The organism is Alteromonas profundi, assembly GCF_010500865.1.
GTDB lineage: Bacteria > Pseudomonadota > Gammaproteobacteria > Enterobacterales > Alteromonadaceae > Alteromonas > Alteromonas profundi.
Window position 1 is genome coordinate 70,429 of record NZ_JAAAWN010000016.1, and the last position, 18,319, is coordinate 88,747.

At 40.8% G+C, this 18,319-nt stretch carries 16 protein-coding genes and 1 pseudogene; 9 read left to right on the top strand and 8 right to left on the bottom strand.

Annotated features, from left to right (window positions below; genetic code table 11):
* Positions 1–22 precede the first annotated feature (22 nt).
* The 6 genes from GTH32_RS12700 to GTH32_RS12725 form a co-directional block, all read right to left on the bottom strand.
* Positions 23–754: an excalibur calcium-binding domain-containing protein gene (locus GTH32_RS12700; protein WP_049587432.1), complete on the bottom strand. Its 732-nt coding sequence runs from the start codon at positions 752–754 to the stop codon at positions 23–25.
* Between the two features lie 60 nt (positions 755–814).
* Positions 815–1,471: an acyl-homoserine-lactone synthase gene (locus GTH32_RS12705; protein WP_049587430.1), complete on the bottom strand. Its 657-nt coding sequence runs from the start codon at positions 1,469–1,471 to the stop codon at positions 815–817.
* Positions 1,472–1,715: 244 nt separating this feature from the next.
* Positions 1,716–1,982 (bottom strand): hypothetical protein, encoded by a 267-nt coding sequence (locus GTH32_RS12710; RefSeq protein WP_049587429.1) that lies wholly within the window; start codon positions 1,980–1,982, stop codon positions 1,716–1,718.
* Positions 1,983–2,246: 264 nt separating this feature from the next.
* On the bottom strand, positions 2,247–2,645 hold the full coding sequence (locus GTH32_RS12715; RefSeq protein WP_049587426.1) for a hypothetical protein: 399 nt from the start codon (positions 2,643–2,645) through the stop codon (positions 2,247–2,249).
* 748 nt (positions 2,646–3,393) lie between these two features.
* Entirely contained in the window at positions 3,394–4,275 is an 882-nt protein-coding gene (locus GTH32_RS12720; protein WP_049587421.1) for a helix-turn-helix domain-containing protein, read from the bottom strand.
* Between the two features lie 371 nt (positions 4,276–4,646).
* Positions 4,647–6,110 (bottom strand): hypothetical protein, encoded by a 1,464-nt coding sequence (locus GTH32_RS12725; protein WP_039235165.1) that lies wholly within the window; start codon positions 6,108–6,110, stop codon positions 4,647–4,649.
* Positions 6,111–6,622: 512 nt separating this feature from the next.
* Here GTH32_RS12725 and GTH32_RS12730 point away from each other — a divergent pair.
* From GTH32_RS12730 to GTH32_RS12750, 5 genes are all read left to right on the top strand, one after another.
* Positions 6,623–7,549, top strand: coding sequence for a ParA family protein (locus GTH32_RS12730; RefSeq protein WP_039227487.1), 927 nt, complete (start codon positions 6,623–6,625; stop codon positions 7,547–7,549).
* Complete coding sequence (locus GTH32_RS12735; protein ID WP_152910883.1) at positions 7,546–8,670, top strand: ParB N-terminal domain-containing protein; 1,125 nt, start codon at positions 7,546–7,548, stop codon at positions 8,668–8,670. The genes GTH32_RS12730 and GTH32_RS12735 overlap by 4 nt, the downstream gene beginning before the upstream one ends.
* 1,209 nt (positions 8,671–9,879) lie before the next feature.
* Positions 9,880–10,614, top strand: coding sequence for a DUF2971 domain-containing protein (locus GTH32_RS12740; protein WP_049587418.1), 735 nt, complete (start codon positions 9,880–9,882; stop codon positions 10,612–10,614).
* Positions 10,615–10,671: 57 nt separating this feature from the next.
* Entirely contained in the window at positions 10,672–10,890 is a 219-nt protein-coding gene (locus tag GTH32_RS12745) for a hypothetical protein (RefSeq protein WP_049587417.1), read from the top strand.
* A 3-nt stretch (positions 10,891–10,893) separates the two neighbouring features.
* Positions 10,894–11,406 (top strand): hypothetical protein, encoded by a 513-nt coding sequence (locus GTH32_RS12750; RefSeq protein WP_049587415.1) that lies wholly within the window; start codon positions 10,894–10,896, stop codon positions 11,404–11,406.
* A gap of 286 nt (positions 11,407–11,692) precedes the next feature.
* Here the strand turns inward: GTH32_RS12750 and GTH32_RS12755 are convergent, their stop codons facing one another.
* Positions 11,693–12,661: a hypothetical protein gene (locus GTH32_RS12755; RefSeq protein ID WP_049587414.1), complete on the bottom strand. Its 969-nt coding sequence runs from the start codon at positions 12,659–12,661 to the stop codon at positions 11,693–11,695.
* Between the two features lie 770 nt (positions 12,662–13,431).
* Here GTH32_RS12755 and GTH32_RS12760 point away from each other — a divergent pair.
* Positions 13,432–14,412: pseudogene (locus tag GTH32_RS12760) on the top strand (IS5 family transposase).
* Positions 14,413–14,651: 239 nt separating this feature from the next.
* Here GTH32_RS12760 and GTH32_RS12765 read toward each other — a convergent pair.
* Positions 14,652–15,602 (bottom strand): IS30 family transposase, encoded by a 951-nt coding sequence (locus GTH32_RS12765; protein ID WP_004587125.1) that lies wholly within the window; start codon positions 15,600–15,602, stop codon positions 14,652–14,654.
* A gap of 683 nt (positions 15,603–16,285) precedes the next feature.
* Between GTH32_RS12765 and GTH32_RS12770 the strand changes: the two genes are divergently transcribed.
* From GTH32_RS12770 to GTH32_RS12780, 3 genes are all read left to right on the top strand, one after another.
* Positions 16,286–16,615, top strand: a complete 330-nt coding sequence (locus GTH32_RS12770) for a four-helix bundle copper-binding protein (protein ID WP_004587124.1) — start codon at positions 16,286–16,288, stop codon at positions 16,613–16,615.
* Between the two features lie 578 nt (positions 16,616–17,193).
* The gene (locus GTH32_RS12775; protein ID WP_004587123.1) at positions 17,194–17,829 is read left to right on the top strand and encodes a recombinase family protein; all 636 of its coding nucleotides are present in this window, start codon (positions 17,194–17,196) and stop codon (positions 17,827–17,829) included.
* Positions 17,830–17,836: 7 nt separating this feature from the next.
* Positions 17,837–18,202 carry a hypothetical protein gene (locus tag GTH32_RS12780; RefSeq protein WP_049587411.1) on the top strand — a complete coding sequence of 122 codons (366 nt, stop codon included), beginning with the start codon at positions 17,837–17,839 and terminating at the stop codon, positions 18,200–18,202.
* Positions 18,203–18,319 lie beyond the last annotated feature (117 nt).

The following is an 18,319-nucleotide window of genomic DNA, read 5'->3' on the forward strand; positions in this document are numbered from 1 at the left end:
CTTCAGACATAAATTAATCTTTTTACTCACAAACAATGCCGTCACCGTCCCTGTCATACATAAACTCATAAGCTGGGTGGCCTCTTTTAACAGGGGTAATGCCATGACTTCGAGCTTCAGCACAGGTAATCTTGCCGTTGTTGTTCGTGTCATACCGCTCTAAGGGGTTACTGGCGCCACTAGCAGCAAAGTCCATTTGCTCAGTGTGTATGTCCTCAAAGACCATTTCAAAACTTGAGCAGTTACTCATAACCTCTTCAAGGCTAGTTGCCTCTGCTCTATCAATCGTTAAGCCGTACTTTTTTCTTACAGCAACAACACTATGACTAAACCAACACTTATTTCTTTCCGGTAGCCATTCTCCGCCGTCGTAGCCACATTTACCACCAGCACCACATCGATTCACGTTAGGGGCTGCTAGAGTTAGATTTAGAGGGTCTGTAGCAAAAGCAATCCTCACTTCTGGTGTAGCCTTACAAAGGCCCGAATCATGCCCTTCAGAAACACTGACAATATGTTCGATATCTGTTTCGCTATCTGTCTTGAAGTATCTTCCAGTATAGGGGCCGTATACCTTCCCCCCCATTGAGCGGACAATCTCATCTTCTACAGACTGGGGATAAGGGTATTGGCTTTTCCTATCGAAGGGGGAGCACCGGTTCTCGGGTGCAACCTCTAGTCCTCTCCAGGTCTCAGCATTGCTAGCATCAATCACAAATAGTGTTACAAACATAATTAAAATGGAAAATCGCATGGTCTACCTCTGAGGGGCATAGGCTTTATTGACCTTAACCCCATTCGTTGTTTATTTATACTAGGCGGTAATGTCGCGCTTAAGGTGGAATGCTTCAAATGTCTTATTCAAAGCTTCATTGTTCCAACCCACATCTTTTGCAATCGGTGTAAGAGCATCAGCCGAGCTGATGTAATACACTGCACGGACGCCGTTTAGCTGCATATCTTCAGTTAATCTCCTCGCTGAAACTCCTATTGAAGTAATGAACTTAGCAAGCCTTTTTTCCATCACCATGTATGCACCATGCAACCCCATTGAAGAGACTGTGTAGCCAGCAAATAGAATTAACGCGGGGGTAATACCGGTGTTTCTGTATTTTCGGAGTAACGAAAAGCGGCTTACTTCACCGTTGCTTCTGTAGTTATTTATTCGAGCCGGGTGGAGTATATGGTCTTCCCCTAAGAGCTTACCAATTGGCAAATCAGCACCCAAGATAATTCTGAACGTTCCTATAAATTCACCCTCTGTTCTATCGAACATTAGATAGTACTTTGCAAGTTCATCGTGGCTGTTTATTTCTAATCCAGAAGTAGTTTCAGGTTCCCATTTAAATTCTTCACAATAAATTTTGTGACGTAATTCCTTGCATAAATTTATTTGTTCAACAGAATTGGCTTCAATAAAGGCAAATCGCTTTCCTATTTCACATAACAACTGACTGTAATTCTCTTTCACGCTTTTACTCGTTATTTTCGATAGCGGTGGCACCTTGAACTTCTAACAAATAGGGATAACCGATCCGTCTAGTACCAGCCTTAACTTTCCTTACCCCGCCACTGAATGTTGGTGGGCCTTACCAGGTATGCTTCTCTTTACTGGTTTGAATAACGTTGCACATAAGCGCGCTAGTACAAATTGGAGGGAATTTAGCAGGTTGAATTGGTATAAAGCGTGGCATTGAAGGGATAAACCCTACTTTCTATTTTATTTGTAGATATTTCCAGCATCCATTATTTAAAGAGGTAGCGAGTTTTTTTGCATCTTTCTTCAACTGGAAACATTGCGCATGACTGTTTTGTAAAACGGACAGCGCTTGGTCGCTGTCTTTAACTAAAAATTGTGATGAAGAAAAGGTTCGCTCGGTAGTTACGATCACATTTGTCCACTCAATTCCCTGTACTTCAATCAGTGAACCAGTTTCAGTATAAAACTTGGGAGGGTTGTCTTTGTTTATAATGAACCACATTGTGATTGTTTCCTATTGTTGGTCCTCGCCAATTTTCTGAAAATTTGCCCTCTAATGGCCACAGACAAGACATCATCATGCTCATCCCTAGCAGCTATAGCAGAATCAGCCATCACTACAGAGTGCTCAACGGCCGCTCGCTCTTCATCAGTTTGAATTGCAAATTCTCCGTCAGCTTCGAAACCAATATCTCCATAATGAAAGGGCCTATAAAGTTCATCGTGTTTCAAATATTTATTTTAGAAGTCATGATGAGAGCTTTTATCACTCACTAATTTTGAACGTTTTCCGCATTCTGAAATCGAGAGCAAACGCCCCTATCCCCAGAATTATAAGAAATGGCTCATACTCTCCACCTATTTCACCTCCATTAAACCAATGCAGTAACGCAAGTAATATGATGATCGTATAAGCGAGAAGCGAACCTAAATAAAGACCACAAACAACGCTAGGCTTGGTTTCAATGAGCTTGTCATTAAGAATTCCTAGCAGAACAGGGTATGCAAACAAACCGCTTGCCCAGACCCAATTCACACTTTCTGGGGAATGATATGCATAAGCAAAAAAAACAGCCAAAACAACTACTACGCTAAAACCTGACACGTACATTACTTTGTCTTTGTATTCTTTAAGCTCGTCAAATTCAATCGTGCTAAAAAACATAACCCGTTCCTGTTTTCATTAATAACGTTAGTCTTTGCAAAGATATATAGAAATATTTTTGTCCTATAACTCACACACCTTCCAAATTAGATACTGATTGATCCCATTTGAATAATCCGTTCTGTTGAATATTAACACATCGACTATACTGAGCATGTTAGCTGTAAGCTCCCTTGTCTTTGACGATGTCTGCAACAACAGTACTTTATTTAATGTATGAATAATTGATTGCAGATAATCTTAATCCTCTTACATAGGAAACGATTTAATTGGCTAAGTTTTTTTGTTTTTCTACAGCCATAGAGTCGTTACTAGGAAATGCCCGCTTTGATATATTTTTAGCTGACGTATACCCCATCAACTCCAGTTCACTCAATAACCATCGCTTTCAATAAGAAAAATAACTTTAAAATAGGGTTTACCCCCTTTAACTTTTTATTACTTTTTCTATCTATTTCTAATGTGCATAGTTTTGACTCAATATTATTTTGAATGGATTTCTTTACTTATCAATGGTGCTATTAACGTATGGATGGTTTTGTTCACAATAGTATGAGCACGGATGAATAGGCATATCGTAATCTCTAGTATTTTTCTCTCTTGACCTAGAGCTATAGGCAGAAAATAAGGCAGATTTTGGGCCAACGAGCCAGTCGTGAAGGTATTTTCGTGTTATATATTGATGAATATTGAATTTCAGGCACGAAAAAACTCCAGCATCTGGATTCTTCGTGAAATAGGTTTTGCGTTAACAGCTATGTTTGCTTTTCATTGCTGCGAGGAATGCTGAATGTTCCGCTGGGGTCGCGGACGCTCCAGGTCTTTTCAGACCGTCATTTCTAACTTTTGTTACTTGAGTCGGAATAAACGTGGCGTACTGTGCCTTTACTAAGGTGGATCTGAGAGCTGTGTACCCAGCCCTCACTTTTTCAGCCATTTTTACCCGCGTAAACACAACTTTTTTAGTGTCTAACTTGAGGCTAACAAAGCCTAATTCAACAAGTGTGTTTATAACTCGCCTCACTGTGCTTCTTGACCATTGCATCATCGTTGACAGATATGGAACACTCAGAGCTAGAGGGGTTTTAACATACTTGTCATTCCATTTAGATTTATTATGCAAAAAACCGTGTAAGACTAACACTTTGTGCAGATGGCGTGATTGATTTCGCTTCCACTTCTCCCCTTTTTTACTGGCTTGCAATGCTGTTACGTAGACTTTAAAGAAAACGTTTTTCAGCGGTCTTTTAGTCAGTTTTTTCGCACCTCTGAGCCCGTAAAGGAGTTCAGCTAATTCTGAAGAGAATTCTTTTGCGAACTCATGAGTCCCAATGGTTAGGTGATGAGATACTTCTTCGATATAACTATATTTCAAGTTATTTGTCTTATTCGCTGGTTTCTCAGCATGCTCGAGGAACTTCTTTTCGACAAGACTGTTGATTGCGGATCTTATTGTATTCGGAGAGTAGCCAAGATTATTACACAGGCTTATTGTCGAACGCTTAAAAAGTTTACCTTTTTGCTCATCGCACGCAAAATACGAAACGAAAGAAAAGACATAAGCCTCTGTTTCACTGAGATGCTCAAAGAGGCCTGTACTCATGAACACAAAATTAGTATTTTTACTCATTTTTTTACCAACAATTTTTAATAAATGCTGATAAAAAACGCTCACGGAGTTGACGCGATCGGTCAATCCGCTAGAATAAAATTGTAACCGGTTCTAAAAGTTACAACCTGAAACCCGTGTAGTGCGCCAACACTCGCGGGTTTTGTCTCTTTAGCGCTTCTTATCTTCCCAACTAAGATCATTCGCTCTTCAATGAGCCGGTTAAAGATTCGATTTAATAACCGATGTATCCTTAACAGATCTAATCTTTATATGAATGTCTCTATAGATCAAGAATGATCCCGATTTATTTGAGATCTTTATATAGATTCGATCCTATGCTTAGTTATTGATTTACTTTAGTAAACATTCGATCCGAATTTAGATTGGGTTCAATAACTTTTATTTTCAATTTTACTCAGGATATGAAGCGCAGACATATCACGACGAAAGGCAATGACAGAATAGCCATGGTCTTCTGAAAAACCAATATTTATTAGGTAGCCTTGTACTGTTGCTCGACCATACTCAATAATAAGTTCGCCTTTACGTTGCTCTGAAAGAAAGCTAGTTCCAATTTTTTTTGCTATCTTATTTTCAACAGCTGGACTGATCTTTGCGTTATAGGAGGGATCGGAATTAGCCAAAATCATATTAGAAAATTTGCGTTTAAATTCGTTTAAGCTTGATGATGGAGCCACTGATTCTCTTAATTCATTCCAGGAATAGATTTGTTGTGTCTGTCTTCCGGTAATAAGGTGCTCTCTAGCCCAAAGACCAAATAAAATTTCTATTTCATTTTTCGTTGCGAAGACATCACTATCAATAAGCAACATATCGTTGATTGCAACATTATTTTCTATCGCTGCAATAATATTTTGTACTGTAGAACGAGGGAACTGTATTACAGCTGCTTTTTTTTCTACTTTTTTTCCATCTTGGTAAGTAACTACCGCCTCCAATCTAAATAGCTTGTAAAAAAGCTCTATATCTTTTATCGAATCATGTTTTGCGTCATAAAAATCACGCATATCAAAAGTAGTGGCTGAAATTCTTTGTAGTGATTGGATAGCATTGTTTATATACCCGCCCGCGGAAGCTTCTGTCAAAGGAACATCTTTAGCTATAGAAATAAGGGGCTCTAAAGGTAGGGTAAAAGTCTCACCTATAGCGCTTTTCTCCGATATTTTGTTAGTTATATGTGTGATGAGCCAAGTAATAGCTCCCGCGTAGTAGCTCATATCTGGAAGATAAATTAACCTACCCTCTTCCGCTCTTGCTGTTATGCTAATGGGTTTGAGTTTATTTTCATGTTTTATTTTAATGGCAATGTTATTTGCTTTATCTTTGCGGTTGGTTCGCATTGCCTTTACTAAATATCTCACTATCTGCAATTCAATGAAGCGTGTCTTGTCGTCATACCTTTCTATATTTATTGTTTCAACGGTATTCGATGATACTTGCGGATATGAGTTTTCTTCGGCAATCGTTGTAAGGTCAGAAAGCGTTGCACCGCGAGGAACCACTAATTTAAACAGTTTTCCACGTCTTTTTTTTACTGGATCGGTTGTAATGAACTCGCTTTCTACAAGAGCGTCCTTTTCTAAAAGCGTCAAATGATGTCGGATATTAGAAACCTTTCGGTTAATTTCTTTTGATAAATAGTCGAGGCTGACCGTTAGTTCATCAAAACCTTGCGCGGCTATGAAAATATCTGAAGCTACAGTAGCTGATGTTGGTGAAACATTGAGAGAATTGCATAGTCTCATGAATTGCTTAAAATCAAACTCTTTACTAATCGAAACTAAAGGTGCTTTAAATCCATACTTTTCGGAGAGGTCAAATAGTTCACGCACTTTGGAATTCCGCTTTAAAGATTCTATTGATTGGTCATATTCGATCCAAAGGTTATCTGAGTTAACCTACGAAGTCTAATATGTTTGTAGTCTGAGTTTTGAATTAAATGTATTCATGGCTAATTGCTAACAATTTTTATTGTAGAGTTCACCGGTGAACTGGTGAATGGAACTGCGCTGAGACTACCTACATTGTTAGGTTTTTCAGGGGGCAGATTTGTGTAAGAACCATATTTTATTAGTTGACTACTGTAGTTAGCAGATTGCTGAATTCTTGCCCAGTTCACCGGTGAACTTACATTTGCATTCTTACATATTCATTTGGTTTTCAGCTAGATATTGCATATATCCAGTTAGTTTATTAAATTTCAATCGCATGCCGGTAAAGCTTCTTAGACTCTCACAACGCGTATCACTTAGAAAACATTTTAAACATTCGATCCGAGACATTAGCCGCTTTGCATGACAACATAAAACTCCTATTCGTCAGTCAATTAAAGTGGTGAGTTCCAATGGGAGAGTTAGAGGTTTATAACGGATTAAAAGTTTTGTCGAGCTACCATCGCAAAGGAGGTGTGGGTAAAACATTTCTTGCTTCAACAATTGCATATCTTCTTGCTACTGGTGGTCCTGATGGAAAGGGTAAAAAACGACGAGTTCTTGTTCTAGACTACGATTCTCAACAGGATTCATCCAAAGCATTTCTAAAAATGGATGCAATACCTGGTGACGATGAATATGCAGCACCCCTACATCCAGATGTGGAAGAAATCAACGATCCAGATTGGAGTGGGAGAAATACGAGTACTGACATTCTTTTTGACTCGCCAGTTTATGAATATCCGACTGCTTTTGAGAATATAAGTGTGTTGCCTTCGGAAGGGAATGTAGACCGTGTATTGGCGCTTACTTCAGAATCCGATAGATTAGTATCTACAATCACTACTCATATGAGAGAGTGGTTTTCGATAGAGGATATCGCAAACGATTACGATATCGTCATCGTTGATAATCCCCCGAGTAAATCACCTGTATCGGCTGGTATGCTGGGCGCAGCTACACATGTAATAATACCAACTGAGCCTGAATATGATTCGATAGATGGAGTCCCTATGCTACTGAATCGTATAGACCGTATCAACGAGGGAAGGGCTGGGAATCCATTGCAAGTTATTGGAGTTATACCGAACAAAGTTCCCAGTAAATCGCGACTGACACAAAAAGATGAAGTTGCTCTAGCAAAACTTTACGATAAAGACGGGCCGACGGGAATTTATATGAGTCGCTTTTGGTTGCAGCAAAGAAACTGCTATAGGGTTATGGAAAGGCCTTCAGTAGATGAGTCTCATTTTAATTATGTTCATAACCATCATGCAATTGATGAAATGCAAAAGCTTTATGAATTGGTCACAACTAGCTTATGGGGAAGTGAATCGTGAGTGATAGAAAGCCAAGATCGAGAAGAACAGTGCGTAAAACATCACAAGAGGATTTGATTTCTAAATTCGAATCAGGGGCAGGGGTTTCAAAGAAGTCGCAGCAAATGCTTGATGATCTAAAGCAAAGAGATAAATCAAAAGAAAGTGACGTTCACGACGACCCTCTTTTTAAAACTTCATCCGAAATTGATAGAGTGCTTGTTGACTACATTCAACCTCAACCAGATAACCCTAGATATCTTCCCGTAAAGTTTGTAAGAGGCATTGATTCTTCAGATACCAAATTACTCACCAACTGCGTTGTATGCGAAAAAGGTCTCCTAGAAAATAGGCTAGAGAAAAGTAACCCTCGGTATAATAGCGTGCAACGTGAGATAGAGGAGATTAGAGGACTTGCCGAGACTCTCAAGCATAGTGAGCTTGTTCATCCAATTACAGTTTGGCGAAAAAATATGGCCGACTATCCGATTGTATCTGGGCACAGACGTTATTATGCAATTAGGTTTTTATATGGTGGATTAATAAAAGTAAAAGTTAAAATTTATGCAGAGAAGCCAAAAAATCTTAACGTCCTTCGCCATATTGAAAACTTTTCGAGAAACGATTTAGCTTTACCAGATGCTCTCGAAAGTTACTCGAATGCGGTTCTTGAAATTGAGGCGCTTGAAGGCGGTGTTGTTAAAGAGGGAAGAGCAAGTGTAATTCAATCTTACCTTGGTTTAGGAAAGACTAGTTATTATCGCTATGAAAAAATTTATGAGTTTATTGACGATGTAATGCCCTTAGCTAAAGACAATATTGTTGTATCCCTCAAAGCTATTTATGCAGAGATAAAGGCTGCAGAGAAGCATGGTAGGGATGCAGTGATTACCTATTTACGAGAGTTAAAGGAGTCAGGTAAGTTCAAAAAATTTGATACGCCCAAACCAAAAGTTGGTAGGAAAAAAAGTTTTATTAAGCTACCCCGTATCGAAGTGAATCAAGCCACAGCGGTAGAAAGGCTTCTAAAAGAAGATGTAACCAAGTTAGATATTGGAATAGATTGGTCCAAGGTGGACTATAAAAACCCCGCCGAAGTAGAGTCTATAGTAAAAACAGTTGTTCAAGCATTAGCCAAATAGCGCTCTGGAGATTTTTTAGTTAAGCCTGTACGGCTTACCTAGATTTCGTGGAGATCTCTTATAGTTAGATAAGAGGTGATTTAATATTCATGCTAAAAAAAAAGTTTTTCACATTAGTTCCCCGGTGAACTAATGTGAAAATATGGTGTGTAGACCCCTTTATTGCTAGATTTTAGGATAATTGGAAAAGTTTTGTTGAATCTGTCTTTAACCGCAAAGTAACCAAGTTTTAAGGCATAAGAATCAAACTTGGGTTGCAACCGTACGAGATTAATAACTAGCCGATAGGACTAGAATTCTAGTTTCTCAAAGACGTGCTAAAGATCATAATAATTTATGAGATTCGATCCAAGTATTTAGTCTTTATAAAACTCTTTCATTTAATAGTTTGTTTAGCTCTTCGAGTTGATAATAAACTTAATGCGGAAAATTATTTATATCGCTGATATTCTGATGTTAGATATTCCAGTTAGGTTAGTAGGCTCACATACTTCTGTCGTCATCACTTATTTAAACTACAAACATTACCTTTTCAATTGCTAGCTCGGTCCCTTACTAAACTCTACTGTTTAAGGTTTCCACCTCTCATAGGGAACTTTCCTATTAGCTATTCTACCATCCAAGAGCAAGACCAATTATTTATGGAAAGTTAAACAATGCTTTGTGACATATGCACTATTTTAGTATCAATATTGCTGACCTTAATTCTTATAAAACTTCACTTTATTCCTGTAGAGCGTCACCTTGTTCCTGTAAAAGGTCACTATAATCCTGTAGAGCGTCACCTTTCTCCGATAAATGGTCACTATAATCCTGTAGAACGTCACCTGCTCCTATAAAAACTCACTTTAATCCTGCAGAAAGTCACCAGCTCCTGTAAAAGATCACTTTAGTCCTGCAGAAATTCACCTGCTCCTGTAAAAGGTCACTTTAGTCCTGCAGAAATTCACCTGCTCCTGTAAAAGGTCACTTTAGTCCTGCAGAAAGTCACCAGCTCCTGTAAAAGATCACTTTAGTCCTGAAGAACGTCATATTGCATCTACAAGTGGCGCCTAACTTCGAAAGGCTCTGTAGCAGGTTTGGAAAAAGAACGCATATGGGCGATTTAGTTACTAAATTGGGTCTTAAAAGTATATTCCCAATAACCCTTGCTTTATATTCATAGTTGACGCAGAGCCGGCCGCATTAAATTAATAGGAAATTCTGTTTATGGAAGAACCAAAAGAAACACTATGGCGATATATGCCCTTTGCCCAGTTAGTTAGAATGCTCCAGACTCAAAAGCTCTGGGTGTCTCATGTTTCATCATTCGAGGACAAGCTCGAGGGAACCCTCGATTTTACTCACTGGAAGATTAATCCTGACGTTCGGAAGGATGCAATTGAAAACCTCATAAGTGCATTCAGTAATACATATGTTAGTTGCTGGCATTCCGCTTCTTCAGAAAGTCTCGCAATGTGGCGCCTTTATGGGGGACAAGGCTTTTCTGTTGCCGTGCAAACTGAATGGATGAGGTTAGCTAGAACCATTGAAGGTGAACTTGATTACAAGACTGACTCCATTGGAATTATTGGGGCTGTAAACTATGTTAATCCCTTCGACGGCTCTCCAGTTGAGAGAACCAAACCCAACCCTTTAGTAATTCCTATGGGAGTAAGAAACCTATCGGCGCCATATTACTTCCAGTTTCTTATGAGAAAGTCGAGTGCTTTCGCGTATGAGAAAGAATTCAGAGCGGTATTTGACCTCAAAGGCCAAGAGGGCAGGGGGGTTGATGTACCTTTTAAGCCTGAATATCTCATTACTTGTGTGTATGTTTCCCCTGAAGCAGATGATTGGATGATAGAAACTGTAAAAGAGTTAGTCCACCAGCAGTTCGGGTTAACTCATATCGATGTTAGGCGTTCTGATATTTCTCCTCACTTCCGTGGACACAACGCATAATAATGCTTTTTAGCTGTGAACAGACAATCAATAAATTAGACAGGAGTTACGTTCAAAATGGATTATAGAAATGCTTCAGATGAACAGCTTGTAAGAACGATTGGCGGTGGCGCTATGCCAGGGTCAATGGCCTTTGAAGGGTGCCAAGCTGAACTTAATAGGAGGCTGGCTGAAAAGTCGGTTAATGTTGCTACTAAAGCTTTATGGATATCGGGCATTTCTGCCTTTGCGGCGCTCTGTTCTGCAGTGACATCAATATTTCAGTTTCTAGGTTAGTTTATGTTTGAGAATGTAGTAAAGGTTATAAATTTCGTAAATTGGAGCTTGGTCGTTGCCACGACTGCGGTTGTAATGAGCTCATGGCAAATGTGGGCACAGCGAAAGCATAATCGTGTTTCAGTAACGCCACATCTGTCTGAGCATACTCGTACAAGTGTGAATAATGGTGTGATCTCGCTTCAATTTAATATAGCTAATAATGGAATTGGGCCGGCCTTTATCAATTCATTTACGGTTCTCCATAACGGGAAGAAAGTCGATAAGGATACCGATGTCCCTCAACTAGTAGCGGGACGCTCTAAAGTGAACATTCTTCATAGTTCGACGCACTGGCTTGCTAAAGGAGCATCTTTGGCGGTAAACGAGAAACTTACTTTATTTTCTCTAGATGTGGGGCAAGGAAGTAAAAATCTCAAACAGGAGCTTGAGGCGGCATTTGATGAATATGATTTAGTAATTGAATATTCAAACGCCTATAAAGAACACTTTGTTTTTGATACTAGAGAAGTTTAAAAAAGCAGTGAAACGGGTTAAATAAGCTTTAGAAGGCTCGAAGGAGATGGCCATACTACATCCATTTTGTTCGAGGCCTTACATTCTTAATGTTATTACCTTACTCTGACCAATACTTTTTCTTGAGGTGTAACTTAAGAAGAAAAAATATAAATTGGCGACAGGCAAAACCGGCTACTACAAATAAGGTGTAGTGACTCATATCTAACCCGACACTTTGATTTAAAGGTCTCGACTTGCTCTGACAGTCGGCATTAGACAAGTAACGGACCTTCAGCTTCGAGCTTCAATCAGCCGAAGCGTTATCGGTCTGTTGGTTTGACTTGGTAGCCGTTTTCTCTATCAATATCGGTGAAGTATCTATGTTTTTGTATTCATAGATGGCTTTTGCTCTTTTAACTAATCTTTTATCCTCTGACAAGATTGCAGAGCAGTATGCTCCCATACCTATATGACTAGCATCACTTCTAACATTCTGAATTTTATTTATTTTCCTGCATTTTTTTTCTGCTTGAAAACCCAATATATCCATAACTGCATTGCACCCAATTATGCCAAGGTACAGCGGCCATAACTCATAGCCCTGCTTATCAACGGGATCAAACCCAAAAAACTGATCGCAGCTAACACCAGAACTTTCCATTGATGGTGATATTATGTCCCAAATTTGGGCAACCTGATTTTCCCCAGAAACACCGCCAATAGTTCCTTTTTCATCACCAAACGCAGCTCTAGTTTTTTTAATGTCGTTTCCATTTGAAATCAATTCGTCAACCATCGAATCAATTACAGGTTTGATAGTGGCAACTTTGTTAGCCATTTCTGTTCTGTCAAATGGTAAATCAGATGTTAGTCGTAAAACTTGATCCGCTAAATTTTCTGAGAGTTCTTTTAACGGTCCCTCATCTCCACCGCCGTTAACCCACACTTGAAATGGGTCAAATATGGTCTCGTCGAATTCTACGTCGGCTATTGCTTCAATATAGTTCTGATAGTTCTCAAATGGAGTAAGGTCATTGACCAGTCTTGCTTCACCAGTAATTTTCCAATTTTCATCAAATATGAGATCTAGCATTGTTGCGTCAATGTTGTTTAATACGTCTAAATATTTTTCCGGCTCGGAAGCTCGCTTGATTTCTGTAAAGTGTTCCTTCGAATAGACCCATATGACGTCATCTCTTTTGCTGAGGTTAATATGCCCTTGCAACTGTAGACCTATAATATTTTGATCGATGTAAACTAATGGGATACTCATAAAACTCCGAGAAGACTAACGCCGAAAACTGAGGTCGGCAAAGGTGCGCAGTGTTATGCCGGTCCACGCGAACGACCGCTGTGCATTATTAAAAGTTACTGCCAAGTAGCGCCCAGTTTTTGGAAAAGTATGTTTCTATTCCTTTTCCCGGATTATACTTAGGATATAGCTTTTCGAACTCAATCCTAGCTGCCTCATACGATGTATCTTGAATTACAGAAACACCCTTTGCTAAGAATAGCTGTAGCGGCCTGACATCTTATTTTGCCTGACCCGATTTTATCAGCATGTTCTGACCCACAATCATTGATTCTACCCTATGAGGCTGGCTCACTTTAATTAAGAATGGAACCACATTGATTAACACTGGGACTGATTTCATCGGCTTGGGCCCACTTTAATCGACTCTAAATTGGCAGTCCTGCTTCACGCATTTCAGCTGTCATTTCTTTCGCTCTATTTGGTTCTAGCCCTCCAGAGAATAATTTTCTTATTTCGGATGGGCGATAGCGGAATTGTTCAGCAATGACGCGCTCATTGTAACCATGCCTGATAAGTGTCGGTTCAATTTCATATATGCGGCTAGACAGTGTTTCCTCCAAAAGGTCAACATTGATAGGTTTTATACCGACTTTGTAAGCTTCTTCTAGGGCTAATGTTAGATGTTGTTCTACCTGAAGAGGCGTACTGAGATGTTCAGCTAGGGAAGATGCGAATAAGTCCTGAATGTGAGATCATAGCTGCATAGTAAATCACAGCCATTACCGCCCATGAGCCAACAGTTAACTTTTGCCGATAGTGAGTTTTCCAGCAAACGTCGCCAGACGAGAAAAGAGATTTTCTTATCCAGAATGGATAACCTGCTGCCGTGGTCTCAACTGCTGGAAGTGATTGAACCCTTTTATCCTAAAGCAGGCAATGGCAGACGTCCGTATGCGCTTGAGACCATGTTTCGCATTCATTGTATGCAGCAATGGTATAGCCTCGGTGATGAAGCGATGGAAGATGCGTTATATGAAATTGCTTCGATGCGTCAATTTGCGCAACTATCACTGGATAAAGCCATTCCTGACCGCACAACCATTATGAACTTCCGGCACTTGCTGGAAAAACACAAGCTGACTCGCCAATTATTCAAAACGGTCAATCAATGGCTGTCTGACTGCGGTGTGATGATGACGCAGGGCACACTGGTGGATGCCACGATTATTGAAGCCCCCAGCTCCACTAAAAACAAAAAGAATGAACGTGACCCGGATATGCATCAGACCAAGAAAGGTAATGAGTGGCACTTCGGTATGAAAGCCCATATCGGTGTGGATGCCAAGAGCGGTCTGACTCATACGCTGGTGACCACCGCCGCCAACGAACATGACCTGAATCAGATGAAGAACCTGTTGCATGGCGATGAGGAATTCATCTCTGGCGATGCTGGATATCAAGGCGCAGAGAAGCGTGAAGAACTTAAAGAAAAGGATGTGGAATAGTTGATTGCTGAGCGTCCCGGAAAAGTTCGGGCACTGAAAAAGCATCCCCGCAAAAACAAAACTGCCATCAACATCGAATATTTAAAAGCCAGCATTCGGGCGAAGGTGGAACACCCGTTTCGCATCATCAAATGCCAATTTGGTTTTATCAAAGCTCGCTATAAGGGATTGATAAAAAATGACTCACAGTTAGCCATGCTATTCACCTTGGCGAACCTGTTTAAAGTAGACCAGATGTTACGACGACAGCCAAGATCTGTCTAAAATCCGGGAATAGCCCGGAATAAGGCCAAAATCCTGCCTAAAACAACGGCATATTGGCCTAAATTGCAAAATTAGAGTTTAAAAATTAGGCAGGTGATGCTGCGGCTTAACTAAGCGTTAAACTGCGGGACTTATTCGCAGTTTCCCTAGTTTGCGGCTAGTTTTGCGGAGCAGGCTGACTATGGGCTGAAACCTTTGTGTATTCGCGGATTCAACCCCGAAGTGCACCACTCGCTAAATTAAGCTGCTCTTCGTAATGTGTTGAACACGACCGATGGCTGTTTAAACCCAAGGCATTTCCTTGGTCTCGCATTTAGTGCTCGCTCAACAGCAGCAATCTGTTTGTCCGTCACCGTTCGCAGGTCTGTCCCTTTTCGGATGTACTGCCTCAGCAGTCCGTTAAAGTTTTCGTTCAATCCTCGTTCCCATGAGGAGTACGGATTGGCAAAGTAGATATCTGTTTTCAGCTTTTCCGCTACCAGCTCATGAGCGCAGAACTCTGCCCCGTTATCGGCGGTAATCGTTCTAACATGGCCGCGATAGCGCCATAGCATGCCAATCATAGCTCGACTTACATCAGCGGCGCTTTTCGCTGGCACTTTTCGTATCAGATACAGTTTACTTTTACGCTCAACCAGACTGACGATGGCACCTGTACCGTTTTTGCCTAATACGGTGTCGGCTTCCCAGTCACCAAACCGCTTTTTCTTATCAACAATAGCCGGACGACGCTCAATGCCAACTCGGTTCGGAATAATTACGCGCTTCGCGCGGCTGCCTTTTCGGTACTTGCGACGACTATGTCGCAACTGCTTGTGCAGCTTGCCGCCACTGAGTTTATCGCGCTGCACGAAACCGTAAATCCATTCGTGGCTGACGCTATGCCCTATTATTTTACCTACGCCAGCAATTTGCTCAGGACTCCATTTCTGGCTCAATCCGAACTCGACGAACGTGATAGTCAGCGCTGGTACACTAGATTTCGCTGCCTGACATCGTCGTTTAACTGTCTTAGCGTGAGCGACTTCAGGCAGATAGTGATTATCACGAATGCTGTTACGCCGGACTTCTCGACTGATGGTGCTGTGACAAACGTTCAACCGCTTCCCAATCTCCCGGTAGCTGAAACCCTCGCGTAAGTAGGCCTCGATCTGATATCGTTGTCCCTCGATCAACTGCTTGTATCTCATGGTAACTACTCATGTTTTTTGGCGATTACAGAGTACCACCAACATGCAGTTGATCTCTTCTCACCGTTTAACCATGAGTGGTGCACTTATTATCTGAATTCGGGTTTACTGAATCTGGTAAGATTTCTAATCACATTTGGTATTTAGTGCAATTAACGAAGCAATTGCTGCATCGCTGAACTTGAGGAACAGTTTTGAGCAACTGGAGAACCGCAATTTTTGGAGGAACAGTTTCGCCTGGTGCAGCAGAAGCAGGATGGGAAAAGCAACAAAGCCAATGTAACCAGGGCTGGGGGAGCTGTTTAATGAAACAGAAGAGATAGCCGCTGAACCTAACACTGAGCAGGAAGCTATTTACTCTGTCCGCACAAAGCGCAACCCGCTATCCCAAGCACCGCGTTAGGACGTGATAGTTCACGATATTGCTGAGGAAGATAAAGTCTGCTTTCACTCTCCTATATTTTCTTTGTAATTAATTCAGGATAATAAGGAATTATTACAAATCTTTTAAGTACCTCCAGATCCTAAGAGCGCAGAGATGCTTCAATTTAAGCTGCCGGCAGCTTGGTGCGAGGGGAGTATTAGAATTTCATACGCACGATAACAAGCGACTGGCATAAATGCTGCTTGCCTACAAAGTTCCGAAGTTAGGTGTATAAACCATAAACAAGAGGAAATAATTTATGTCTCATAATAAATTTACTAGTTGTATTGAAGCTTGCTACAAATGTGCAACTGCCTGCGACCATTGTTCAACTGCCTGTTTGCAGGAGCCTGATCCTGCGAAAATGGCAGATTGCATACGTGCAGACTTAGACTGTGCTGATATCTGTCGGCTAGCTGCGGCAGCAATGGCGAGAGGAAGTGAGCATGCCAAGCAAATCTGCCGTCTCTGTGCTGACATATGTGAAGCTTGCGGTGAGCTTTGTGCTAAACACGAACCGGATCATTGTCAAGAATGTGCTCGTGCTTGCAAATCTTGTGCTGATGAATGCCGTAAGATGGCTGCCTAAGCTAAGTAAACCGTACTTTGGGAGCGCAGAAGACACATCTAGCGCAAGAGTTTCTTCATTGCGCTCTCAATATTGAGAAACACCTTTCATTAGTCCAGTATATTGGCTCGTATGGGTGACATTGAGGTCAGTTCATGCTTCTTAAGTACCGTATATTTTTGATATTATCCGCTAGAACCCTTCTTTCAGCAGAGGTCATTTTTTTGCTCGATTTTAGTTGAGGTTTCGGACCCTAAGAACCCACTGTATTCTTCCGATTCTGCTCGTATTTACTGAGGATTTAATCTCATTACTGATGCTAATCAGGTTCGACTGCTTGTTGCCACTGTATTAAAAACTCCTTTATGACTTCCTCATCTACTTGAATTAACAAAGACATGCTCACCAGGTAGTAGTATCCCATTGGCTTGGGGCTACTTGCATACCATTATTTATTTGGAAACTGCTGAGGAATCAAAAATATCTGGTGCAATTAAAGTATACCCTTAACGCACTTGTAATTATTTAGTGCATTAATTCAAAAAATAAACCTATAATGCACTCACATTAAGACACCATTGTAAAACGCACTGAAATCTATGTTTCGAGTTTATGGGTACCTGAGAGCATCAACCGAAGAGCAAGATGCAACCAGAGCTAAAGCTGAATTAGAAAAATTTACCGAACAATTAGGGTTCGGCGTTGCTCACTGGTTTATTGAAAATGAATCCGGCGCAAAATTACATCGGCCTGAACTTTTTAGGTTACTGGATATCGCCATGCCTGGTGACGTTTTATTAGTTGAGCAAATAGACAGGCTAAGCCGACTCAAAAGTGAAGATTGGGAAAAGTTGAAGCGGCTGATTAACGATAAGAATATTCGTATTGTTTCACTTGATTTGCCGTCCAGTTTCGCATTGATGCGCAACGCCGATGAATTCACTGAACGCATTCTCTCTTCAATTAACTCAATGATGCTTGATTTCCTTGCTGCCTTTGCCAGAAAAAATTACGAAGAGCGACGAAGGATGCAAGCGCAGGGGGTCGCCAAGGCCAAAATAGAGGGGAAGTATAAAGGCCGTCGCGAAGACAAAGACTTGCATAGCAGGATATTACAACTTCTCAATGATGGACGTAGTTATAACTTCATTGAAAGGACGATAGGTTGCTCTAGGCACACTATTTCCAAAGTTAGCAAACGCCGCAAGGCAAAACTTGAAGAAGAGGTTCTGTAACTGTGCCATGAAAGCCAAACGGATTGCGCCAGAGGTACTTTTAGATCTGTCTTCACGGATGGAGCTATTCCCTGCGCGCTCCGATGAACGCAAAAACATTGTTAAATCAGCATGTGATTTATATGGTGTTTCCGAAAGCACTCTTTATCGACAACTACGTTCTGTAAACAAGCCCAAACCACTAAAGCGCACGGATTCAGGCAAATCGAGAGTCATTCCTATATCTGAGATGGAGAAGTATTGCGAGATTATTGCCGCGTTAAAAATTCGCACCACCAACAAGAATGGACGGCATATCTCAACGAATGTTGCTATTGATCTGTTGGAAAGTACGGGTGTTGAATCAGAATACGGTTTTATCAAGGGGTTCTAGGGATTTTCCCCTCTAAAAAGACATAATCCTCTGTAGACCACACCAATAAATGGCTGCGGAGGTGGTTTACTTTCAGCTTGGAGCCTAATCATCCACTATCGGCCTTGTTATTTCGCC

Bases quoted from the DNA above. Each gene is read 5' to 3' on its own strand.
- GTH32_RS12700 (WP_049587432.1), bottom strand. From the start codon at position 754: ATGCGATTTTCCATTTTAATTATGTTTGTAACACTATTTGTGATTGAT.
- GTH32_RS12710 (WP_049587429.1), bottom strand. From the start codon at position 1,982: ATGTGGTTCATTATAAACAAAGACAACCCTCCCAAGTTTTATACTGAA.
- GTH32_RS12715 (WP_049587426.1), bottom strand. From the start codon at position 2,645: ATGTTTTTTAGCACGATTGAATTTGACGAGCTTAAAGAATACAAAGAC.
- GTH32_RS12720 (WP_049587421.1), bottom strand. From the start codon at position 4,275: ATGAGTAAAAATACTAATTTTGTGTTCATGAGTACAGGCCTCTTTGAG.
- GTH32_RS12730 (WP_039227487.1), top strand. From the start codon at position 6,623: ATGGGAGAGTTAGAGGTTTATAACGGATTAAAAGTTTTGTCGAGCTAC.
- GTH32_RS12740 (WP_049587418.1), top strand. From the start codon at position 9,880: ATGGAAGAACCAAAAGAAACACTATGGCGATATATGCCCTTTGCCCAG.
- GTH32_RS12745 (WP_049587417.1), top strand. From the start codon at position 10,672: ATGGATTATAGAAATGCTTCAGATGAACAGCTTGTAAGAACGATTGGC.
- GTH32_RS12750 (WP_049587415.1), top strand. From the start codon at position 10,894: ATGTTTGAGAATGTAGTAAAGGTTATAAATTTCGTAAATTGGAGCTTG.
- GTH32_RS12755 (WP_049587414.1), bottom strand. From the start codon at position 12,661: ATGAGTATCCCATTAGTTTACATCGATCAAAATATTATAGGTCTACAG.
- GTH32_RS12765 (WP_004587125.1), bottom strand. From the start codon at position 15,602: ATGAGATACAAGCAGTTGATCGAGGGACAACGATATCAGATCGAGGCC.
- GTH32_RS12770 (WP_004587124.1), top strand. From the start codon at position 16,286: ATGTCTCATAATAAATTTACTAGTTGTATTGAAGCTTGCTACAAATGT.
- GTH32_RS12775 (WP_004587123.1), top strand. From the start codon at position 17,194: ATGTTTCGAGTTTATGGGTACCTGAGAGCATCAACCGAAGAGCAAGAT.
- GTH32_RS12780 (WP_049587411.1), top strand. From the start codon at position 17,837: ATGAAAGCCAAACGGATTGCGCCAGAGGTACTTTTAGATCTGTCTTCA.